Here is a 21,138-nt window from a genome sequence, read left to right on the forward strand (position 1 = left end):
GACGACGCGAGGTCGCGCACGGCCGGTCCTCACATGATCTACGGATCGGAACCGGCCGACCATGGAGAAATACGCAAAAGCCCGAGGGAGCGTGTCCAGTAGTGGACAAGGTCTCGCGGGCGAGGCCGGCGGCGTCCTCACGGGCACGTGGAATCCGCGTGGGTCACCGCGGAGGAGGCATTCGGGAGACCCTCGTCGGAGGCCGCGCGCTCCCCGGTTTTCGGGTGGCGGCACGTGGTCCGGCTTTGCCGTGGCTTTCATCCGCCGGTCCTACCGTGTGCTGGTGACGTCTTTTCACCGGTACCTCGCGGAGGAGGTCGCGGTCGACCACGCGGCGGGGCTCGTCCCCCGGCACGAGGCGCTGCACCGCCTCACCCTCCTCGGGCTGGAGGCACCCGCCGCCGTCGCCCTGCTCGCGACCTGGGAAAGCGGCGGAGGGAACGCGACCGCGCCGTCCGCCACGGGATCCGACACGGCGACGGCGTCCACCGTGCCACCGGGCGGCGAACCGCCCCCGATCTCCTCGCCCCTGCCGACCGAGGAGATCATCTTCCCCGGCACCGAGAGCGGCGTCACCCTCAGGGGCGCCTGGGCGGCGCCCGCGGACCCGCGAGGCGCGGTGCTGGTGATCCACGAGAACCGCGGGCTCACCGACCACATCCGGTCGGTCGCCGGGCGCCTGGCGGCCGACGGCTACTGCGCGCTCGCCATCGACCTGCTCTCCCGCGAGGGCGGGACCGCCTCCTTCGAGGACCCGGCTCAGGCCACCGCGGCGCTGGGCGCCCTCTCCCCCGAGCGCCTCGCCGCGGACATGAAGGCCGCCCTGGGCGAGCTGGAGCGGGGCGCCCCCGGCAAGAGGCTCGGCGTCATCGGCTTCTGCCTCGGCGGCGCCATGACCTGGCTGCTGCTCTCCTCGGACGAACCGCGCCTGTCGGCGGCCGTCCCGTTCTACGGCCCGTTTCCCGGCGACGCCGACCTCTCGGGGGCGAGGGCCGCCGTCCTCGCGATCTACGCCGAGCGGGACGACCGGGTCAACGCCACCCGCGAGGAGGCAGGAACCGCCCTGGAGAGGGCGTGCCTGGAGCACGAGATCGTCACGTTTCCCGGCGTCGGCCACGCCTTCTTCAACGACACCGGCCCGCGCTACGACGCCGGCGCCGCCGCCGAGGCCTATCGGCGTGTCCTGGACTGGTTCGGCCGCCACCTGGGCTGAGCGTCCCGTCCGGCGGCCGACGGACCGTGCTGCGGCGGTCGGCGAACGCCCTCTCCGGGAAGCCTCCCGCCGCACGTCCCGCCCATCCGCGTGCCCCCACCCGCCTGCGCGGTACGGTGACACGCCCGGCTCAGGTCCAGGCACGCCCGGCTCAGGTCCAGGCACGCCCGGCTCAGGTCGAGGCGCGCTCGGTGAGGATCCCCTCGGGCAGACCCGTCACGACGACCTCGCCCTCCCGGTCGACGGCCGCGCTCACCTCCGCTCCGGCGACCCGCAGACCTCCCGCGAAGACCGCGCCCAGGGGGGCACCGGCGAGCGGGCGCAGCAGCATCCGCCCCTCGGGCACGTCGGGATAGAGGCCGAGTGCCGCGTGCACGACGGTCACCGCGGCGGCGGCGGACCACGCCTGCGGGCGGCAGGCCGCCGGGTAGGGAACCGGACGCCCCAATGCCGACCGGTCATCGCCGCCGAACAGCTCGGGCAGCCGGTAGCCGAACGTCTCGCCCGCGGTGAGCAGCCCTTCGGCGAGGGTCGCCGCGTGCGTGGCGAACCCGGCGCGGGCCAGTCCGGCGACCACGATCGCCGTGTCGTGCGCCCAGATCGACCCGCAGTGGTAGGACAGCGGGCTGAAGCCACCCGCGTCCGCCGACATCGTCCTCAGGCCGAAGCCACCGGCCATCTGCGGGGAGACGAGGAGGTCGGCGATCTCCGCCTCCTCCGCCCCGGTGAGCAGGCCGGTGCCGAGCAGGTGCCCGATGTTGCTGGTGAGCGCGTCGACGGGGCGCTTGTCCCGGTCCAGGGCGAGGGCGGGGAACCTGCCCTGCGGTCCCTCCACCCAGAACCTGGCTCGAAAGCGCTCGGCCAGCGCCGCGGCGTGCTCGCGCCAGCGGGCCGCGCCGGGGCGGCCGAACGCCTCCAGCAGGTCGGCTCCCTGCCTGGCCGCCTGGTGGGCGTAGCCCTGCACCTCGACCAGGGCGATCGGCGGCTGGGCCTGGCGGCCGTCGTGGAAGCGCAGCGCGTCGCCGGAGTCCTTCCAGCCCTGGTTCGCCAGGCCCCGGCCGCTGGTGTCGATGTACTCGATGAAACCGTCCCCGTCGGGGTCGGCGTGGTGGCCGAGCCAGCCGAGGGCGGCCTCCAGGTGGGGCAGCAGCGCGGCGACCTCCGTGGCGGGGGCGCCCCAGCGCCAGGCGTCGTGCAACAGGGCGATCCACAACGGGGTGGCGTCGATCGTGCCGTAGTAGGCGGCGGGCAGGTGCAGGTCGTTGCCCTCGACCGTGAAGTCGTGCCGGCGCAGCTCGTGCATGATCTTCCCGGGGGCCTCGCCGGAGCCCGGATCCAGCCTGGTTCCCTGCCTGCGGGCCAGCACCCGCAGGGTGCCCATCGCCAGTTCCGTGCCGAGCGGCAGCAGCATGCGGGCGGCCCAGATGCTGTCGCGGCCGAAGAGGGTGAGGAACCAGGGCACTCCGGCGCCGAGGAAGACGTCACCGGGGGCCGCGGTCTCGGCCAGTCGCAGCGAGCGCAGGTCGTCCATGGACTGCTCGAAGAGCCTGCTCAGCCGATGGTCGGCGGCGACGACGCGGGGAGTTCCCTCACCCGCCCACTCGGCGGGGCGATCGGGCGCGGTCACCACGGCCTGGGGGTCGCGCACCTCGACCCGCCACGACAGGGTGACCCTGGCGCGGGGCGCCAGCTCGACCGGCCAGCGCAGGAAAGCCGTGCGCGCGGACCCGGTGGACCCGGCGGACTCGGCCCGCGCGCCCGTACCGGTCGCCACGACGCGGACGCCGCCGGAGTTCCAGGAGATCTGATCGGGCGCGGTGCGCTCGGCCGCCGCCTCCGCGGTGTCGCCACCGGACTTGACCACCTCGATGGGGGCGAAGTCGCAGCCCAGCTCCAGGCTCACGACAGCGGCGACGGGAACGGTCGCGCTGGAGACTATCTCGACGCGTTCTTCCATGCCACCCGGTGTGACCTGCCGGAACCGCTCGATCCGTACAGTGGGATCGGGGACGGGGTCGCCCAGCCATCGGGCCAGCGTGACGAACCCGGTGGCGCCAGGCCCTCTCTGGGCGTGGCCCACGGCCTCGGGCTCTCGGCCGTCGATCGTCAGGACGGCCCGCGACAGAGCGCGGGAGTCCGCGTGGAACACGCCCTGGACACCGGCCGGGCGGATCTGCCCGTCGCCCCCGCTCAGCGCGACGGTCGGCGCCAGCACGGTGCTGACGAGATCGTGCAGCAGGGGCTGGAGGCGGTAGGCGTCGGCGGAGCCGCCCACCGCGACCGCCTGTGGGCTGGGGGATGAGGCGTCGTCGAGCACGACTGACTCCCTGAGATCGTGTCGAGCCGGTGACGTCTTGACAGAAGACGGCCGGGGGGTGCACATTGCGAAACACTCTCTTTACTTGAACGATCCAACCATTACGCTCCGTTTACTTGAACGATCCAATCATGCCTCATACCCCTTTGAACGTTCAAACCCCTAGAAGGGTGCAGATGGCTGCAAAAGTGACGATCACCGACGTCGCGCGCCGTGCAGGGGTGTCGCGCCAGACGGTGTCGAACGTGCTCAACAGCCCCGAACTCGTCCGCGAGGAGACCCGCGACCGGGTGCGGGAGGCGATCGAGACGCTCGGCTACCGGGCCAGCCAGGCCGCCCGGCAGATGCGAACCGGCCGATCACGGCTGATCGCGACGCGTATCGAACCCGACCGGGACGGGATCAACGGCTCGGTCCTGGACCGCTTCCTGCACGGGCTGACCGCCTCGGCGGCCCGTGCCGGATACCGGATCCTGCTGTACGCGGCGGGCGACGAGCGTGCGGAGATCGACACCTTCGACGAGCTGGTCGGAAGCCACGAGCCGGACGCCTTCGTGCTCACCAGCACCTACCACGGCGACGGCCGCCCCGCGTGGCTGCGCGAGCGGCGGCTGCCGTTCGTCACGTTCGGACGGCCCTGGGGAGACGCGGGAGACGCGGGAGACGCGGCGGACGGCGACGCCGCTTCCGGCGGGACGACCGCGGATCCGGGGTACCCCTGGGTGGACGTGGACGGCGCGGCCGGCACCGCGGCGGCCACCCGCCACCTGCTCGACGCCGGTCACCGGCGGATCGGCTTCCTCGGCTGGCCGCGAGGCTCCGGTGTGGGCGACGACCGCAGGTCCGGCTGGGCGAGGACCCTCGCCGCCGCCGGGATCGACCCGGCCGGCCTGGACCAGGCCACGGACGACGGGGTGGCCGACGGCGAGAAGGCGGCCCGTGAACTGCTGCGTGCCGAGCGGCCGATCACCGCGCTGGTCTGCGCCAGCGACTCGCTCGCCCTGGGCGCGCTGCACGCCGTCCGCTCCCTGACCGCCTCGGGACAGCTGATCGCCTCGGGACGCCTGACGGCCGAGGGGCGTCTCACGGTCGCGGGACGGGCCGGCGACGAGGAGGGCCTCCCGGTCAGCGTGATCGGTTTCGACGACACGCCGGTGGCGAGGGCGGTGGGGCTGAGCAGCGTGAGCCAGCCGCTCGCCGAGGCCGCGGCCGGCTGCGTGGGCCTGCTCACCCGGCTGTTCGACCCGCCCTCCCCCGGCGACCCCGGCACCTCTGCGGCCTCCGTGATCTCCGCGGCCTCCCACACCCCCGAGGCCGGCGCGCACCTCCTGCTCCAGCCGTCCCTCGTCCTGCGGCAGTCCTCGTGGCCGCATGACCACCCGGCCGGATGAACACCTGACTCCTTTCCGGATCACCCCCCCAGAAAGATTGGAAAAGCACGATGAAACAGCCGACCAAGCGACACGGCCTCCGGAGCGCGGCGCTCGCCGCGCTCGCCGCGGGCGCCCTCGCCACCACGGCCGCCTGCGGCAGTGGTTTCGACGACTCCGCCGGGCAGAGCAGCGCCCCGCAGAGCAGCGGGCCCGCCAACCTGCAGGTGCTCTTCGGCTCCTCCGGCGACGCGGAGACGAACGCGTTGCGCGAGGCCGCCCAGGCGTGGTCGGCCTCCTCGGGCAACACCGCGACGATCACCCCCGCCCAGGACCTGACCCAGCAGCTCGGTCAGGCCTTCGCCGGGAGCAACCCGCCGGACGTGTTCTACGTCGACGCCGCGCGCTTCGCCGACTACGCGAGCGTCGGAGCCCTGGAGCCGTACGCGGACAAGATCTCCGAGGCGGCCGACTTCTACCCGAGCCTGCGCGAGACGTTCACCTACGACGGCACCTTCTACTGCGTGCCCAAGGACTTCTCCACGCTGGCGCTGATCGTCAACGACGACCTGTGGAAGAAGGCCGGGCTCACCGACGCCGACGTGCCGACCACCTGGGAGCAGCTCACCTCGGTCTCCAGGAAGCTCAAGGAGAAGGTTCCGGACGTCACACCGCTCGTCATCGGCGACACCCGCGACCGGCTCGGCGCGTTCATGGTGGAGGCCGGTGGCTGGATCGTGAGCCCCGACGGCAAGAAGGCGACCGCCGACACCCCCGAGAACGTCGAGGCTCTGAACTACGTACGGGGCCTGCTGAAGGACAAGCTCGCCCAGTTCCCCAAGCAGGTTGACGCCGGCTGGGGCGGCGAGGCCTTCGGCAAGGCCAAGGCCGTGATGACCATCGAGGGCAACTGGATCAAGGGCGCGATGAAGGCCGACTACCCGGACGTCAAGTACAGCGCCCACGAGTTGCCGGCCGGCCCCAAGGGCAAGGGCACCCTGTCCTTCACCACCTGCTGGGGCATCGCCGCCAAGAGCAGATACAAGGAGCAGGCGATCGCCTTCGTCGAGGCGATGACCAAGGCCGACCAGCAGATGACCTTCGCCAAGGCGTTCGGCGTGATGCCCTCGCGCCAGTCGGCCAAGGACGCCTTCACCCAGGCCTTCCCCGACGACGCGCCGTTCGTCGACGGCGCCGAGTACGCCCAGGGTCCGGTCAACGCCCCCAAGATGGACAGCGTGCTCGCCGACTTCGACACCGCGATCCAGCAGCTGCCCGCGGGTGACCCCAAGAAGATCCTGGCGAACCTGCAGAAGAACACCCAGGCCGCGCTCGGCGACTGAGTCAGATCGGTGCGCGGCCCCGGCCCGGGACAGGGCCGGGGCCGCGCACCGGGCATGAGGGAGACTTACGTGGCCGAGACAACGACCGCATCACGGCGACCCGCGCGCCGCCTTGGTGACAGGACCAGGGAGAACATCGCGGGCTGGCTCTTCGTGGCGCCGGTGGTGGTGATCCTCACCCTTTTCATGCTGCTGCCGATCCTGATGGCACTGTGGGTGAGCCTCACCGACTGGAACGGGCAGGGCAGCCCGTTCCGGGCGCAGGTGCCGTTCGTCGGCGTGGACAACTACACCGAGCTGTTCGCGCGGGACAACCTGACCCGCCTGAACTTCATGACGAGCCTTCGCAACAACTTCTACTACGTGCTGATCGTGGTGCCCGCCCAGACGGTCCTCGCACTCGGCCTGGCGTTGATCGTCAACCGCCGGATGCTGAGGGGAAAGACCTTCTTCCGCACCGCCTTCTTCTTTCCCTCGGTGACCAGCTCGGTGGCGATCAGCGTCCTGTTCCTGTTCATCTTCAGCAACTCCGGAGCGGTCAACAGGCTGCTCGCGTTCGCCGGCGTGAGCGGGCCCCCGTGGTTCTCCGACGCGCGGGGCGTGCTGCATCTGCTGCTGGGCTCCGTCGGCCTCGTCGACCCGGAGGCACCTCCCGAGGCGCTCACCGGCGGCGGCCCGTTCGGGCTCTCGTGGTGGGACTGGCTGTCCGGTCCCAGCGTGGCCATGTGCACGATCATCATCCTGGTCGTCTGGACCACCTCGGGCACGTTCATGCTGATGTTCCTCGCCGCGCTCCAGGACATCCCGGTGACCCTGGAGGAGGCGAGCAAGCTGGACGGCGCCACCTCCCGTCAGCGCCTGCGCCACGTGACGCTGCCGATGCTCAAGCCGACCCTGTTCCTCGTTCTCACCCTCGGACTGATCGCCACCTGGCAGGTCTTCGACCAGGTGTACGTGATGAGCCAGGGCCAACCCGCGAAGACCACCCTGACCCCGGCCTTCCTGTCGTACCAGACGGCTTTCAAGGAGCTCGACTACGGCTCCGGCGCCGCCATCTCGTTCGTCCTGTTCGTGCTCATCGTGGTGCTGGCGGCGTTCCAGCGGTGGGTCATGCGCGACAGGGACGCCGGGAGCGGCGGGGTCGCGAAACGCCGCGCGCCGCACCGAAGGAGGGCATGATGTTCGCGGTCACGACTCGTCCCACCCGCGCCGAGGATCCGCCGAGGCCGGGCGGCCTCCGCTCGCTGTTCTCCACCTTCAGCGGGTACGCCGTCCTGGTCTTCTTCTCGCTGGTCTTCCTCTACCCGTTCGTCATCCAGGTCGCCAGCTCGTTCAAGACCGAGCCCGACGCCGCGGCGAACCCGCTCTCGCCGATCCCCGACCCGGCGACGCTGGCCGGCTTCGAGCGGGTGTTCGTCGACACCGGCATGCCGCTGTGGCTGGGCAACTCGCTGCTGGTGACCGTCGTCATCACCGTCGGCCGGGTGTTCTTCGACTCCCTCGCCGGATACGCGCTCGCCCGGCTGCGCTTCCGGGGACGCAAGGCGCTCTTCACCTCCATCGTCGCGATCATGGCGGTCCCCGGGGTGGTGCTGTTCATCCCGAAGTTCCTGGTACTGAACCAGCTCGGCATCTACGACAGCTACACCGCGCTGATCCTGCCGATCATCGCGGACGCGGCCGGGGTCTTCATCATGAAGCAGTTCTTCGAGTCGATCCCGGTGAGCGTGGAGGAGGCGGCGCGGATCGACGGCGCGGGCCGTTTCCGTACCTTCTGGTCGGTGGTGCTGCCGATGGGGCGGCCCGCCGTGATCACCCTGACGATCATCTCCTTCCAGAGCAGCTGGAACGAGTTCCCGCACACCCTGGTGGCCGTCCAGGATCCCAGCCTGTTCACCCTGCCGCGGGGCCTCGCCGACCTGGTCAGCGGCTCCCTCGGCAAAGGCAGTCAGTATCCGCTCAAACTCGGCGCGGCGGTGCTCGCCACCATCCCGGTCGCGATCATCTTCGTGATCTTCCAGCGTTACTTCATCCGGGGCGCCAACGAGGGCGCGGACAAGGGGTGAGGAGGCGGGACGGGGAGTCTGCCGGGCGCTCAGGCCCGGCGGACTTCGTCGGGTGACACGGGGCGAGGCGTAGCACGCTCGTACCGGGTATGTCTGGATGATGCTCATCTTCGGTCTGCGTACGGTGGCCCATCGGCTCGGGGTGGTAACCCTGACCTGTCGCAACTGCGGCAACACGGCGGCGCAGGTGCTGTCGCGTCGGGTCACCAAGTTCAGCCTGTTCTTCGTCCCGCTGTTTCCGGTACGGACGAGATACGGGATGCAGTGCACCTTCTGCGCGGCCTCGTACGCCATCACCAAGGACGAGGCGAACCGGCTGGCGGCCCACTGACCCCCTTCTCCACCTGCACATATATCGACCTATCAGATGAAAGAAGGGATTTGTCTGAAACAAACAAAGAAGTGTTAATTATTTACACTTGTCGCGTTTCTGCTTTACGGTGCCGAATCAGCCGGTGTCCGCAGGGGACCCGGACCCCCGATTCCTGAGGAGACTCCGTGCAGAACGCCCGGCCGCGCCCGCACCGCCGGTCAGCCGCGATCCTGTCCGCCGTTCTCGCCCTCCTGCTCCTCGCGCCCGCCCAGGCGGCGAGCGCCCGGTCCGCGGGCCCCCTGGCGGACGCCTTCGCCCGAGCCTCCGCCGGCTACGACGTGCCGCGCGACCTGCTCGTCGCCCTCGCGTACGCGGAGACGCACCTCGACGGGCACGGCGGCGAGCCGAGCGCGAGCGGCGGGTACGGGGTGATGCACCTTCTCAGCACCCCCGCCGTACGCGTCCTGGAACGCGCGGCCGAGCTGACCGGCACACCGGCGGCGACCCTGAAGAGGGACGACGCGGCCAACATCCTCGGCGGCGCCGCGGTGCTGCGCTCCTACGCCGACGCGCTCGGCCTCGACGCAGGCGCCAGGAAGGACGCCGGACTGTGGTACCCGGCCGTGGCCAGGTACGGCAACGCCTCCGGTTCGGAGACGGCCAGGCTGTACGCCGACACCGTCTACGACCTCCTCGGCAAGGGCCTTGTGGCAGGCGTCGCGGGCGGCGAGGTCGTCACGGTCGCGGCCGTGGAACTGCAGGTGGATCGCGGCGCCTACGAGGGCGTGCGGGAACTCGCCGCCAAGGCCCCGAGCCCCGACTACCCCGCCGCGAGCTGGGTGGCCGCCCACGCCGGCAACCGGGCCGTCGCGAACAGGCCGAAAAGCTCAAAGATCGATCGAGTCGTCATCCACGTCACCCAGGGGGCGTACGCGGGCACGATCTCCTGGTTCCAGAACCCCGCCGCGAAGGTCTCCGCGCACTACGTCGTCCGTTCCTCCGACGGTGACGTCACCCAGATGGTCCGCGACAAGGACGTCGCCTGGCACGCGGGGAACAGCTCGTACAACGCCAGGTCGATCGGGATCGAGCACGAGGGGTTCGTCAACAACGCCTCCTGGTTCACCGACGCGATGTACCGCGCCTCGGCGGCCCTGACCCGCGCCCTCTGCGACAAGTACGGCATTCCCAAGGACCGCTCGCACATCATCGGGCACAAGCAGGTTCCCGGCGCCACGCACACCGACCCCGGCTCCCACTGGGACTGGGCCAAGTACATGCGCTACGTCACCGGGGACACCGCGCCCTGGTCGGCGACCGTCGACAACTCCACCGCCGGCGCGTTCACCGCGAGCGCGAACTGGACCACCTCCACCCAGGCGGCCGGGCGCCACGGCCCCGACCACCGCCAGGCCACGCCGGTGACCTCCAGTGACGTCGCCTGGTACCGGTTCACCGTCCCCGCCGCGGCCACCTACCAGGTCGAGGTCTGGTATCCGGCCGCCCCCGGCCACAACGTGTCCGCCCCGTACATCGTCGCCACCTCCTCCGGCAGCAAGACGGTCTACGTGGACCAGCGCGCCGGGGGCGGCGCCTGGCGGAGCATCGGGACGTTCGCCCTGAAGGCCGGGACGTACAACGCCGTCGGGGTGAGCCGCTGGACCTCCGGCACGGGACTGATCGTCGCCGACGCCGTACGCCTCACCCGGCTCTGAACTCCCCGGGGCTCCCCTTGCTAACCCGCGGCGCGTTCCGTGAGCGGGCGCCGCCGCCGCGCGGTGTCGGTCAGCGAGGGCGGGCGCCAGGCTCCGTCGGGCTGGTACAGGTTCGTCCCCGGCGGCACGATCTCGTCGATCCGGTCGAGGGTCGCGTCGTCGAGGGTGAGCGAGGCGCCCTTCAGCAGCCCCTCCAGCTGGTCCATGGTCCGCGGCCCGGTGATCACCGAGGTGACGGCGGGATGCGCCGCGGCGAAGGCCACGGCGAGCTCGGGGAGCGAGCAGCCGATGTCCGTCGCGAGCTCGACGAGCTTCTCGACGACGTCGAGCTTGGCGGCGTTCTCGGGGATCGAGGGGTCGAAACGGGCGGGCGTGAGCGAGGCGCGGCCGGTGGAGAGGTCGACGGGCTGCCCCTTCCGGTACTTGCCGGTGAGGAACCCCGAGGCGAGCGGGCTCCAGGTCAGCACCCCCATCCCGTAACGCAGGCAGACCGGCAGGACGGCGGCCTCGACTCCCCGGGCGATCAGCGAGTAGGGCGGCTGCTCGGTCCTGAAGCGCTGCAGCCCGCGGCGCTCGGCGACGTTGTGCGCCTCGACGATCTCCTCGGCCGGGAAGGTCGAGCAGCCGAAGGCGCGGATCTTCCCCTGGTGCACGAGGTCGCTCAGCGCGGAGAGCGTCTCCTCGATGTCGGTCGAGTGGTCGGGGCGGTGGACCTGGTAGAGGTCGATCCAGTCGGTTCCCAGCCGCCGGAGGCTCTCCTCCACCTCCTTGATGATCCAGCGCCGCGAGTTGCCGCTCCGGTTGGGGCCCTTCCCCATCCGGAAGTGCACCTTGGTGGCGAGCACGACGTCGTCACGGCGCCCCTTGAGCGCCTTCCCCACGATCTCCTCGGACTCTCCGGCGGAGTACATGTCCGCGGTGTCGACGAAGTTGACGCCCTGGTCGAGGGCGGCGTGGATGATGCGGACACAGTCGTCGTGGTCGGGGTTGCCGACGGCGCCGAACATCATGGCTCCGAGGCAGTGGACGCTCACCTCGATACCGGTGCCGCCGAGGACGCGATAACGCATGGGTCGTGCTCCCTTGATGGTCGTTCCGGACGTGGTGTCGCGACGCCCCGCATCGTAGGATCTAGAGTCGACTCTAGGTCAAGTCCGTATTCTGGCCGGCATGGGCACAACGGGTCTGAGCATCGGGCAGGTCGCCGAGCGCACGGGGTTGAGCGTTCACGCGCTGCGTTTCTACGAGCGCGAGGGCATCCTGGCCAGTCCCGTCCGGCGTGACCCCGGCGGCCGCCGCGTCTACGGCGAGGACGACGTGGAGTGGCTCACCCTCTGCGTCATTCTCCGCGCCTCCGGCATGCCCCTGCCCGCGATCCGCCAGTACACGGAGATGGTGAGGCGGGGAGACGGAAACGAGGAGGAGCGGCTCGCCCTCCTGCGCCTGCACCGGGAGCGGGTGACCGCCCAGATCGACCAGCTCTCCCGCTGCCTGGACCTGATCAACCACAAGGTCGGGGTGTACGAGGACATCATCGACCGGGGAGGCGCCGGCCACGAGTGCGTCGCACCGCCGTCATCGGAGAACAAGCCGGGGCGCGCGGAACGGTCCTGAGGGAGAGCGGTTCCGAGGAAATTCCGGGGAAAGGGAAAACAGGGCGAGGAACAGCTCCCGCGCGTGAGAGTTCGCGCGCATGATGGCGTACGTCCACCACCACCCCGGCTCGGCCCCTCCCGCGCGTGACAGCTCGCGAGCACGATGGCGTACGCCCCGCCCCGGGAGCGTCCTCCCGGGCCGTCCGGCGACACCGTGCCGAGGAGCCGCTCGGGTCCGGTCAGTCCGTACGCCGCACGCGGATGCCGTGGGCGTCGGCCCGCTGGACACCGCCCGCGTCCACGTTGGAGATCCGGATCAGGCCCTCGACCGTGCCCTTCTTACCGTTGCCGGTCAGTTTGAGGATGAGCATCCCCGGGTCGCTCCCGTGGGAGGAGTGCGGGTCCCCGGAGAGCGGGTTCGGCCCCCGCGTCGAGGCGAAGGCCCACTTGTGGTCCGGGGAGACGGCGAAGAGGTCGACCGTCGGATCCGCGCTGAACGGCGAGACGAGGTCGACGGTGCCGACGTGGGCGCCGCTCGCCCCGTCGAAGACCTCCGCGACGTTGGCGTCACGGTCACCGGCCCACACGTGACGCTCCCCGGCGGAGGCGAGGACGCCGTGGGCGTCGCGCTCGGGCGAGTCGTCGTCGAAGAGCGCCTGGACCGCCGGGGTGTTGGGCGGGTTGGCGGGCGAGTAGCCGCCCATCGGCAGCCTGAAGACGGTCAGCTTCTCGGCCGTAAACGACCGAGCTTGCAACTCCTCGCCGTCGATGGCTTCGACGGTCCGGTCCGCGTCAGGCAGCGTGACTCACTGCCCAGCCCGTCTCACCGCGTGCGGCGATGTTGCGGGCTGCGTTGACGTCCGCGTGCTCAGCGAAGCCGCACGACGTACACGAGAAAGAGGCTTGATCGAGCCGGTTCCTGCGGTCCACCTGCCCACATGAGGAGCACTGCTGGGAGGTGAAAGCCGGATCGACGTGGATGACGGCGACCCCGGCCCGGGCCGCCTTGTAGCCGATGAAGCTCCCCAGCTGGTGGAAGCTCCAGGAATGCAGCGTGACCCGCTGGGGCTTGCGAAGCCGTACCCGGTCCCGGATGCCCTGGAGGTCTTCCAGGGCGATACCGGAGCCGGTGCGTTCCGCCTCGGTCACGATCTGCTTGGCGATGACATGGTTGGTGTTGGCGGCGAACCGCGCTTCTTTGCGACGGCGCCGTTTGAGCAACCGCTTGGCGGACTTGGTGCGTTTGGACTGCAGGCGGCGGCGTAGCTCGCGCCGGCGGTGCCTGACCGCGTTCAGCGCTTTGCCGCAGTGACGGGTGCCGTCGCCGGTGGTGGCGAGGTTGACGATGCCCAGATCCACCCCCAGGAAGGCGGCCGGGTCCTTGACGTGGGGGGCGGGCACCTCGCAGGTCGCGATCAGGAACCACATGCCGTCGCGGTAGGTGAGATCGGACTCGCCCCTGCGGTGGGCCGACAGGGTCTTGAGCTGTTGGGCGGACGCGGTGAACCGAAGGTTCTTCAGCCTCCCGGCCACCGACCAGATCGACACCGTCCGCGCGTCGAGCTGCCAGGACAGGCAGCGGTCGTCGAACGGCTGGGCGGCCTCGGCGATGACAACCGCCGCCGGTGCGATGGAGACGGCGGCCGATGACCCGGCGCGCCGCGGTTCGGGGCGGCGTGCCGGAGATCGTGGACTCCCCGTGCCCGAACGCTCCGAAAGCCCCCGAGCGCCGTGGTCGCTATATTGGGTGCAATGAACGCGCTGGTCCGACGCCCTCTGGGCCAGACCTCCCTGTCCGTGACGCCGCTCGGCCTGGGCCTGGCGGCCCTCGGCCGCCCCGCCTACATCACGCTCGGCCGCGCCGAGGACCTCGGCGAAGGGCGGGACGTCGCCACGATGCGGTCACGCACCTGGGCCGTGCTCGACGCCGCGTGGGCGGCGGGCGTGCGCTACCTCGACACGGCGCGCTCGTACGGGCGGGCCGAGGAGTTCCTCGCCGGGTGGCTGCGCGAGCGCGGGATCGCCCCGGGAGAGGTCGTGGTCGGCTCGAAGTGGGGATACGCCTACGTCGGCGACTGGCGGCTGGACGCCGAGCGGCACGAGGTGAAGGAACTCACCGCCGACCGGCTCCGCGCCCAGCTGGACCAGACGCGCGCGCTGCTCGGTGAGCACCTGTCGCTCTACCAGATCCACTCGGCCACGATCGAGAGCGGGGTGCTCGACGACGAGGGCGTGCTCGACGGTTTGCGCACACTGCGGGCGGAAGGGGTCGCGGTCGGGCTGTCGACGAGCGGGCCGCGCCAGGCGGACACGATCGAGCGGGCGATCGGGGCCGGGCTGTTCGACACGGTGCAGTCGACGTGGAACCTGCTGGAACGCTCGGCCGGCGAGGCGCTCGGGCGGGCGCACGAGGCGGGAATGGGGGTGATCGTCAAGGAGGGCGTGGCGAACGGCCGGCTGACCGCTCGCGCGGCACCCGCCGCGCTCGCGGCCGTCGCGCGTGAGCGGGACACCACGCCGGACGCGCTCGCGCTGGCAGCCGTACTCGCCAGGCCGTGGGCGGGCGTGGTGCTGAGCGGCGCGGTCTCGGCCGGGCAGTTGCGCGACAACCTCGGCGCGGCCGAGATCGAGTGGGACACGGAGCTGGACGAGCGGCTCGCCGGCCTGGAGGAAGACCCCGAAGGCTACTGGGCACGGCGCGGCGCACTGCCCTGGAGCTGACGGCGACGGAGCGCGGACGGAGCCCTATCGGGTCCTGAGCTGGTTGAGGGTGTAGCCGGTGGCCCGCTTGAACAGGTATTCGGCCCGTTCGTAGGAGAGCCTGCGGCGACCGGTCTCCGGGCACAGGTCGGCGGGTGCGGGAGGCCGGCCGGGGCCGGGTCTGCGGTCGGACAGGAACAGCGGGCCCCGGCGCCGGCCCGCGACGAGGGCGGGGATGAGTTCGGCGGTGCCGGAACGCCAGTGGATCCAGCCGGACCCGGTGGCCACCTTGCCGCGCATCCCCGCCAGGTCGAGGTCCTCGACGTTGAGCGAGAGCGCCGGGCCCGCCCCGGCCCCGCTCTCGTACAGCAGCGACCACAGGGCGCGTTCGCGCGGGGCGATGTCCGGGCGCTCCCAGAGCGCCTCGACGTGCGGCCTGTCGATGGGACGGGTGCGCCCCCTGGGCTCGGGCCTGCGCCCGAGCGCGGCGGCCAGGTCGCGGGGCACACCGCCGGTCAGGTCGCCGGACTGCCCACTGCCCGCCTGACCGGCCGGCCCGCGATCCGGCCCGTCGAGCGGGCCACGATCCGGGCCGCCCCCCGGGCCACCGACCAGCGTGCCCCGGGCGGCGATCCAGGTACTGAAGGAGCGGACGGCCCCGCGGTGGCGGTTCCACGTGGCGGGGGCCGCGTTGCCCCACGCGTCGGTGAAGACCTCCGCGACCCGCGCGGAACTCACGTCCGACAGCGGGATGTCGTCTCCGAGATCTCGGCGCAGCCGGTTCATGGTCTGACGGTAGGAGCGGACGGTCGCGGCGTCCAGGTCGCCACGGGCGAGGAAGGCGATGGCGGCCTCGGCCAGGGTGAGGCCCGCTTTCTGCCCGGCTCCTCCCGATGTCCCGGCCGGGGTGCCGGCCGCCCCCTGCGAGCCCACCGTTCCGGGTGTTCTCCGTGCGGCGATGTCGGCGCAGGCCGCGGCGCGTCGCGTGAGGATCGTGCGTTCCGGCACGTTGAGGGTGAGGGCCGCGGCGCGTTCGAACTCCCGCCGCGCCTCCTCGTGGCGGCCGAGCCTGGCCAGCAGATCGCCGCGCACGCTGGGCAGGCGGTGGTAGCCCTTGAGCGCGGGTGCTCCGACGAGCGTGTCGGCGAGCGCCAGACCCGCTTCGGGGCCGTGGGCCATCGCCAGCGCGACCGCGCGGTTGAGCTGCACGACCGGAGTGGGCAGCACCCGGACGAGCGCCGCGTACAGGGCGGCGATCTGCCGCCAGTCGGTCTCCTCGGCCGTACGGGCCTGCGCGTGACATACGGCGATGGCGGCCTGCAGCACGTACGGGCCGAGAGGCGCCTCACACCGCCTGGCGCGCAGCAGGGCCGCGATCCCCCGGTCGATGAGGAGACGGTCCCAGCGTCCGCGATTCTGCTCGTGCAGCGCGACGGGCTCTCCCGACGGCCCCGTCCTGGCCGCCGACCGCGATGCCTGGAGCTCCATCAGCGCGACCAGGCCGTGCGCCTCCGCCTCGCCCGGCGCGAGTGCGGCCAGCAGGCGGCCGAGGCGCAGCGCCTCCTGGCAGAGGTCCTGGCGCATCCAGTCGTCACCGGCGCTCGCCGCGTACCCCTCGTTGAACACCAGGTAGACGACCTCGAGGACCGACGACAGGCGCGCCGCCCGGTCCGGACCCTCCGGGACCTCGAACGGGATCCGGAGGGCGGCGAGGGTGCGCTTGGCCCGGACGACGCGCTGCGCGACGGTCGATTCCGAGACGAGGAAGGCACGCGCGATCTCATCGGTGCGCAGGCCCCCGAGCAGTCGCAACGTCAGAGCCACCCGGGACTCGGCGGGCAGCGCCGGGTGGCAGGAGACGAACATCAGGCGCAGGACGTCGTCACGCACCTCGTCGTCGAGGGCCGCGTCGACGTCGGCCCCGGCGGTGTCCTGCCGGGTGGCGAGGTCGTGGGCGAGCTCCTCGTGCCTGAGGTCGAGCCGCTTCTCCCGGCGCAGGTGGTCGACGGCGCGGCGCTTGGCGACGGCCATGAGCCAGGCGCCCGGATTGTCCGGGACGCCGGCCCCCGGCCACTGTTCGAGGGCGGCCAGGAGCGCGTCCTGCGCGAGCTCCTCGGCCATCCCCACGTCGCCCACCATCCGGACGAGCCCGGCGACGATCCTCGCCGACTCCATTTTCCAGACCGCGTCGACCGCGCGGTGGGCGTCCCCGGACATCACGCGCTCGATCAGAGCATTCGCCCGGCCGGGTACGCAAGCATCCGATCAGTCCTCCGGGCCGAAGACCTGCTGGATGTCTCCCTCGCCGTCGCCGACGATCTTCCAGAAGCGCCGGGACAGCTCGATCGCCTCCTCCTTGGAGCGCACCTCGACGAGCGCGAAGCTGACGATCGCCTCCTTCGCCTCGGTGAACGGCCCGTCGGTGACGGTGATCTCCCCGGCGGAGGAGGAGATGTGGGTGCCGGCCGGGTCCAGGCCACCGGTCGCGAGCACCACTCCCGCCTGGATCATCTCCTGGACGAAGGCGGCCATCTCGGCGTGCATCTCCTCGGTCGGAGGTGCCATGTCGTCGCTGCCCCTGGTCGTCATCAGAAATCGCATCGTCATATCTCCTTCGGGTGGTCAGGTGACCGATCCTCGCCGGTCCTCGGCTACGCGTCGAACGGATCGGCGGGAAATCGACACGCACCCTCTGACCAGGACAGTAGCCCGGATGTGACAGGGAATGCGATGCGGCGGTACGGGGAGGCGCGGGCCGATTCCGTGTTCGCGACGTGTTCGCGACGTGTTCGCGACTCGGGCGGCGGCGCGCTCACCGGTCGGCTGCCGGCGAATCAACGCCTCCACCCCTTGGTCCGCCTGGCCCACGCATTCGTCTTGGGGAAACCTCAATAAAGTCATAAGCTTTTTAACGATCGCGACATCGGCGTATTCTCCCCGGATATCCTGCACCTCCGCGGTAAGAGAACGGGACCTCGCGACGAGGCCCGGCAGAAACGGGCACACGTTCCGCGACGAGCGAATTCCCGCCCACGATCGCCGCGTTTCCGTCTCAGCGAGGACGCCGCGAGGGTGCCGTCCACCTTCCGGTCACCCGCGTTCCGGAATCGTGTGGATCACCTCGGTGACCGCTATGATCCCTGGGAGATTTGCCGTGAACATCACCATTGTGATCAACTACCTACTGTCTCATTCGATGCGAATTCCTCATGAACGGACCTGACCCCCATGAGCACCTCTCGCGAATCCGGCTGGCAGCCCGTGGAGCTCGATGCCGGTCGGCCACATTCGGCCCGTATCTGGAATTACTGGCTGGGCGGAAAGGACAACTATCCCGCCGACCGCGAGGCCGGGGACATGGTCGAGCAGCTCATCCCCGGCATCGTCGACTCGGCGCGGGCCGACCGGGCGTTCCTCGGCCGCTGCGTGCAATATCTCGTCGCCGAGGCCGGGATTCGCCAGTTCCTCGACATCGGCACAGGCCTTCCCACCGCCGACAACACGCACGAGGTGGCTCAGCGGATCGCCCCGGAGTCCAGGGTCGTCTACGTCGACAACGACCCGCTGGTCCTGGTCCACGCCCGCGCACTGCTCGTCGGCAACTCAGAGGGTGCCACCGACTACATCGACGCCGACCTGCGCGACCCCCAGCACATCCTGCGGGCGGCGGCGGAGACCCTCGACCTCACCAGGCCCGTCGCGCTGATGCTGCTGGGAATCCTGCACCACCTCACCGATGACGAGGAGGCGGGAAAGGTCGTGAGGGAACTGGTCGACGCCGTCCCCTCGGGCAGCCACCTGGTGATCGCGCACGCCACCGCCGAGGTTCACGGCGAGGCGATGCACGAGGCGATGCGACAGTTCATGGAGCGGGGCGGCACCCCGATCGTGGCCCGCGACCGCCACCACGTCGCCTCGTTCTTCGACGGCCTGGAACTCCTGGAGCCCGGCGTGGTCTCCTGTTCACGCTGGCGTTCGGAACGCACCCCGTGGGGCGATTCTCCTGAGGTGTCCCAGTTCTGCGGTGTCGCCCGCAAGCCCTGACAAGTCCTTCTCCGGCCTTTTGTCGTTTGCGTCCTTCCGGCCTCTCGGTGCGCACCGGCTTCGGTGCTCCGATTGCCGGCACATCGCCCCGTACGTCCCCTGTGGGGGCCGGATCGCGCCCCCTCGATGGCGCGGCGCGTCACGGAGAGCCCTCCCGCGCCCCCACCAGGGGGCGGAGTGCCCAACTTCGGGCACCCGACCGGCGAGAAGATTCAGCGGAGATCGTCAGACACGGCCCCCGAACCGGGTTTATTCAGGACGCTCCGGTGCAGTCCCATAGTCGTCCGCTCGTTGCCTCCCGCAGCAACCAACTGCGACAAACGGTGACATATCTCCACAAAAAGATGTTTTTTGTAACGCCAACCCCGGATCGCGCACCACTCATCCGGCCAGGCCGTCGCGAAGATCAACGAAGATCGACATGGGAGGTCGTCTCCATGAACCCCGCTCAGGACCCCGCCTCACCGCCCCCCGGCGCCGCACTGATCGTCGTCATGGGGGTGACCGGTTCCGGCAAGACCACCGTAGGCGCCGCCCTCGGCCAGCGGCTACGGGTGCCGTTCGCCGACGCCGACGACTTCCACAGCGAGGCCAACATCGCCAAGATGTCGGACGGGATCCCCCTCGACGACGAGGACCGGCTGCCCTGGCTGCGCGCGATCGGCACCTGGCTCAGCGAGCACGCCGCCACCGGTGGTGTGGCGAGCTGCTCAGCGCTCAAACGGAGCTACCGCGACATCCTGCGCGAGGCCGCGCCGACGGTGAGCTTCGTCCACCTCCACGGCGAGGTGGACGCCGTACGCCGCAGAGTGGCCGGCCGCCCGGGGCACTTCATGCCCACCTCGCTGGTCGAGTCGCAGTTCAAGACGCTGGAACCCCTGGAGCCCGACGAGCAGGGGATCGTCCTCGACTTCTCCGCCTCCGTGGACGAACTCGTGGACGCCTACCTCGCCGCGACCGCCCAGACGACGTCCGCCCCCGGAACGGAAACGAACCCGCCCCCCGCCGACTCCGCCGCCCCGGCCGCGTCCCGGACCTCAGACCCGGACGACGAGGCCGGGAGCCCGAGGTGAGCCCCCTCCTCACCACCCTCGCCGCGCCCGCCGACACCTCCCCCGGAAGACTCATCCCGGCGGCGCTCGTCGGCATCGCGCTGATCGTCATACTGATCACGTACTTCAAGCTCCACCCCTTCCTGAGCCTCACCCTCGGCTCGCTCGCGGTCGGAGCCGTCGCGGGCCTCGCGATGACCGACACCATCGCCGCCTTCAGCGACGGGTTCGGCAGCACCGCGGCCGGTGTCGGCACGCTCATCGCGCTCGGCGCGATGTTCGGCAAGCTGCTCGCCGACTCCGGCGGGGCCGACGAGATCGTGGACACGATCGTCGGCCGGTCCAACCCCCGATCCCTGCCCTGGGCGATGGCCGCGGTGGGCGCGCTGATCGGCCTGCCGATGTTCTTCGAGATCGGCCTCGTCCTGCTGATGCCGGTCATCTTCCTGGTCTCGCGCCGCTCCGGCCTCTCCCTGGTCCGGGTCGGCATACCCGCGCTCGCGGGCCTTTCCGTGATGCACGGGCTCGTTCCCCCGCACCCGGGCCCGCTGGTCGCCATCGACGCGCTCAACGCCGACCTCGGCATCACGCTGGGCCTGGGCGTGCTCGTCGCCATCCCGACGGTCGCCATCGCGGGGCCGCTGTTCGCCAAGTACGCGGCCCGCTGGGTGGACGTACCGGCGCCGGAGCTCTACGAGGCCCGGCCCTCGGCGGAGGACACCCGGCGCCCGTCGTTCGGCGTCACGCTCGCCACCGTGCTGCTGCCGGTCGTGCTGATGATGGGCAAGGCCCTCGCCGACATCCTTCTCGCCGAGGGCAACGTCCTGCGCACCGTGCTCGACTTCCTCGGTACGCCGCTGGTGGCGCTGCTCATCGCCGTCCTCGTCGCGATGTTCACCCTGGGCCTCGGCGCCGGAATGGACAGGAAGGCGGTCGCGAAGTCCCTGGAGCAGTCGCTGCCGCCGATCGCGGGCATCCTGCTGATCGTCGCCGCGGGCGGTGGTTTCAAGCAGACGCTGATCGACACCGGGATCGGCGACCTCATCGCCACGTGGGTGGAGAACAGCGGCCTGTCGGTGCTGCTGCTCGCCTGGCTGGTCGCCGTGCTCATCCGGCTGGCCACGGGCTCGGCGACCGTCGCGACCGTCACGGCCTCGGGGATCCTCGCCCCGCTGGTCGCCAACCTCAGCGTCGGGGAGACCTCGCTGCTCGTGCTCGCCATCGGCGCGGGTTCGCTGTTCTTCTCCCACGTCAACGACGCGGGCTTCTGGCTGGTCAAGGAGTACTTCGGGCTCACCGTGGGCCAGAACATCAAGACCTGGTCGGTGATGGAGACGGTCATCTCGGTGGCCGGCCTGGTCTTCGTCCTGATCCTGAGCCTCTTCCTGTAGTCCCGCGAGAGCCGCGGCC

Annotated in this window: 18 protein-coding genes; 12 read left to right on the forward strand and 6 right to left on the reverse strand. The window is 70.9% G+C overall.

The features are described from left to right. Window positions 1-283: 283 nt before the first annotated feature. Complete coding sequence (locus tag ABT352_RS33695) at window positions 284-1,213, forward strand: dienelactone hydrolase family protein (RefSeq protein ID WP_350949056.1); 930 nt, start codon at window positions 284-286, stop codon at window positions 1,211-1,213. A gap of 172 nt (window positions 1,214-1,385) precedes the next feature. Here the strand turns inward: ABT352_RS33695 and ABT352_RS33700 are convergent, their stop codons facing one another. Then, a complete protein-coding gene (locus ABT352_RS33700; protein WP_350949057.1) occupies window positions 1,386-3,530 on the reverse strand; it encodes an amylo-alpha-1,6-glucosidase in 2,145 nt (714 codons plus the stop codon). Between the two features lie 176 nt (window positions 3,531-3,706). Here ABT352_RS33700 and ABT352_RS33705 point away from each other — a divergent pair, with 176 nt between their 5' ends. From ABT352_RS33705 to ABT352_RS33730, 6 genes are all read left to right on the forward strand, one after another. Next, window positions 3,707-4,921: a LacI family DNA-binding transcriptional regulator gene (locus ABT352_RS33705; protein WP_350949058.1), complete on the forward strand. Its 1,215-nt coding sequence runs from the start codon at window positions 3,707-3,709 to the stop codon at window positions 4,919-4,921. Window positions 4,922-4,971: 50 nt separating this feature from the next. Next, the gene (locus tag ABT352_RS33710) at window positions 4,972-6,243 is read left to right on the forward strand and encodes a sugar ABC transporter substrate-binding protein (RefSeq protein WP_350949059.1); all 1,272 of its coding nucleotides are present in this window, start codon (window positions 4,972-4,974) and stop codon (window positions 6,241-6,243) included. A 69-nt stretch (window positions 6,244-6,312) separates the two neighbouring features. Next, window positions 6,313-7,422 (forward strand): carbohydrate ABC transporter permease, encoded by a 1,110-nt coding sequence (locus ABT352_RS33715; RefSeq protein ID WP_350949060.1) that lies wholly within the window; start codon window positions 6,313-6,315, stop codon window positions 7,420-7,422. Further along, a complete protein-coding gene (locus ABT352_RS33720) occupies window positions 7,422-8,309 on the forward strand; it encodes a carbohydrate ABC transporter permease (protein WP_350949061.1) in 888 nt (295 codons plus the stop codon). The genes ABT352_RS33715 and ABT352_RS33720 overlap by 1 nt, the downstream gene beginning before the upstream one ends. A 97-nt stretch (window positions 8,310-8,406) precedes the next feature. Beyond that, the gene (locus ABT352_RS33725; RefSeq protein ID WP_350949062.1) at window positions 8,407-8,640 is read left to right on the forward strand and encodes a zinc-ribbon domain-containing protein; all 234 of its coding nucleotides are present in this window, start codon (window positions 8,407-8,409) and stop codon (window positions 8,638-8,640) included. Between the two features lie 167 nt (window positions 8,641-8,807). Next, entirely contained in the window at window positions 8,808-10,337 is a 1,530-nt protein-coding gene (locus ABT352_RS33730) for a golvesin C-terminal-like domain-containing protein (RefSeq protein ID WP_350949063.1), read from the forward strand. A 20-nt stretch (window positions 10,338-10,357) separates the two neighbouring features. On the opposite strand, the gene ABT352_RS33735 is transcribed toward ABT352_RS33730, so the two are convergent. Continuing rightward, a complete protein-coding gene (locus tag ABT352_RS33735) occupies window positions 10,358-11,407 on the reverse strand; it encodes an aldo/keto reductase (RefSeq protein ID WP_350949064.1) in 1,050 nt (349 codons plus the stop codon). A 100-nt stretch (window positions 11,408-11,507) separates the two neighbouring features. Here ABT352_RS33735 and ABT352_RS33740 point away from each other — a divergent pair, with 100 nt between their 5' ends. Next, a complete protein-coding gene (locus ABT352_RS33740; protein WP_350949065.1) occupies window positions 11,508-11,951 on the forward strand; it encodes a MerR family transcriptional regulator in 444 nt (147 codons plus the stop codon). Between the two features lie 220 nt (window positions 11,952-12,171). Here ABT352_RS33740 and ABT352_RS33745 read toward each other — a convergent pair whose 3' ends face one another. After that, complete coding sequence (locus ABT352_RS33745; RefSeq protein ID WP_350949066.1) at window positions 12,172-12,687, reverse strand: hypothetical protein; 516 nt, start codon at window positions 12,685-12,687, stop codon at window positions 12,172-12,174. Between the two features lie 37 nt (window positions 12,688-12,724). Then, window positions 12,725-13,480, reverse strand: a complete 756-nt coding sequence (locus ABT352_RS33750) for an RNA-guided endonuclease InsQ/TnpB family protein (RefSeq protein WP_350949067.1) — start codon at window positions 13,478-13,480, stop codon at window positions 12,725-12,727. A gap of 204 nt (window positions 13,481-13,684) precedes the next feature. Here ABT352_RS33750 and ABT352_RS33755 point away from each other — a divergent pair, with 204 nt between their 5' ends. Continuing rightward, entirely contained in the window at window positions 13,685-14,653 is a 969-nt protein-coding gene (locus ABT352_RS33755) for an aldo/keto reductase (protein ID WP_350949068.1), read from the forward strand. A gap of 24 nt (window positions 14,654-14,677) precedes the next feature. On the opposite strand, the gene ABT352_RS33760 is transcribed toward ABT352_RS33755, so the two are convergent. Both ABT352_RS33760 and ABT352_RS33765 read right to left on the reverse strand, forming a co-directional pair. Further along, entirely contained in the window at window positions 14,678-16,849 is a 2,172-nt protein-coding gene (locus tag ABT352_RS33760) for a sigma-70 family RNA polymerase sigma factor (RefSeq protein ID WP_350949113.1), read from the reverse strand. Window positions 16,850-16,897: 48 nt separating this feature from the next. Next, on the reverse strand, window positions 16,898-17,233 hold the full coding sequence (locus ABT352_RS33765; protein ID WP_350949069.1) for a YciI family protein: 336 nt from the start codon (window positions 17,231-17,233) through the stop codon (window positions 16,898-16,900). Window positions 17,234-17,860: 627 nt separating this feature from the next. Here ABT352_RS33765 and ABT352_RS33770 point away from each other — a divergent pair. From ABT352_RS33770 to ABT352_RS33780, 3 genes are all read left to right on the forward strand, one after another. After that, window positions 17,861-18,676 carry an SAM-dependent methyltransferase gene (locus ABT352_RS33770; RefSeq protein WP_350949070.1) on the forward strand — a complete coding sequence of 272 codons (816 nt, stop codon included), beginning with the start codon at window positions 17,861-17,863 and terminating at the stop codon, window positions 18,674-18,676. A 437-nt stretch (window positions 18,677-19,113) separates the two neighbouring features. Then, complete coding sequence (locus tag ABT352_RS33775) at window positions 19,114-19,749, forward strand: gluconokinase (protein WP_350949071.1); 636 nt, start codon at window positions 19,114-19,116, stop codon at window positions 19,747-19,749. Further along, complete coding sequence (locus tag ABT352_RS33780; protein ID WP_350949072.1) at window positions 19,746-21,119, forward strand: GntP family permease; 1,374 nt, start codon at window positions 19,746-19,748, stop codon at window positions 21,117-21,119. Before ABT352_RS33775 ends, ABT352_RS33780 begins: the two co-directional genes overlap by 4 nt. Window positions 21,120-21,138: the final 19 nt, after the last annotated feature.

Origin of the sequence: Streptosporangium sp. NPDC000563, from assembly GCF_040299985.1 — a bacterium.
Lineage (GTDB): Bacteria > Actinomycetota > Actinomycetes > Streptosporangiales > Streptosporangiaceae > Streptosporangium.

What these genes read in the sequence shown, in the direction of transcription:
- ABT352_RS33705 (WP_350949058.1), top strand. Translation starts at nt 3,707, where the DNA reads ATGGCTGCAAAAGTGACGATCACCGACGTCGCGCGCCGTGCAGGGGTG.
- ABT352_RS33710 (WP_350949059.1), top strand. Translation starts at nt 4,972, where the DNA reads ATGAAACAGCCGACCAAGCGACACGGCCTCCGGAGCGCGGCGCTCGCC.
- ABT352_RS33720 (WP_350949061.1), top strand. Translation starts at nt 7,422, where the DNA reads ATGTTCGCGGTCACGACTCGTCCCACCCGCGCCGAGGATCCGCCGAGG.
- ABT352_RS33725 (WP_350949062.1), top strand. Translation starts at nt 8,407, where the DNA reads ATGATGCTCATCTTCGGTCTGCGTACGGTGGCCCATCGGCTCGGGGTG.
- ABT352_RS33735 (WP_350949064.1), bottom strand. Translation starts at nt 11,407, where the DNA reads ATGCGTTATCGCGTCCTCGGCGGCACCGGTATCGAGGTGAGCGTCCAC.
- ABT352_RS33740 (WP_350949065.1), top strand. Translation starts at nt 11,508, where the DNA reads ATGGGCACAACGGGTCTGAGCATCGGGCAGGTCGCCGAGCGCACGGGG.
- ABT352_RS33755 (WP_350949068.1), top strand. Translation starts at nt 13,685, where the DNA reads ATGAACGCGCTGGTCCGACGCCCTCTGGGCCAGACCTCCCTGTCCGTG.
- ABT352_RS33760 (WP_350949113.1), bottom strand. Translation starts at nt 16,849, where the DNA reads ATGTCCGGGGACGCCCACCGCGCGGTCGACGCGGTCTGGAAAATGGAG.
- ABT352_RS33765 (WP_350949069.1), bottom strand. Translation starts at nt 17,233, where the DNA reads ATGCGATTTCTGATGACGACCAGGGGCAGCGACGACATGGCACCTCCG.
- ABT352_RS33770 (WP_350949070.1), top strand. Translation starts at nt 17,861, where the DNA reads ATGAGCACCTCTCGCGAATCCGGCTGGCAGCCCGTGGAGCTCGATGCC.
- ABT352_RS33775 (WP_350949071.1), top strand. Translation starts at nt 19,114, where the DNA reads ATGAACCCCGCTCAGGACCCCGCCTCACCGCCCCCCGGCGCCGCACTG.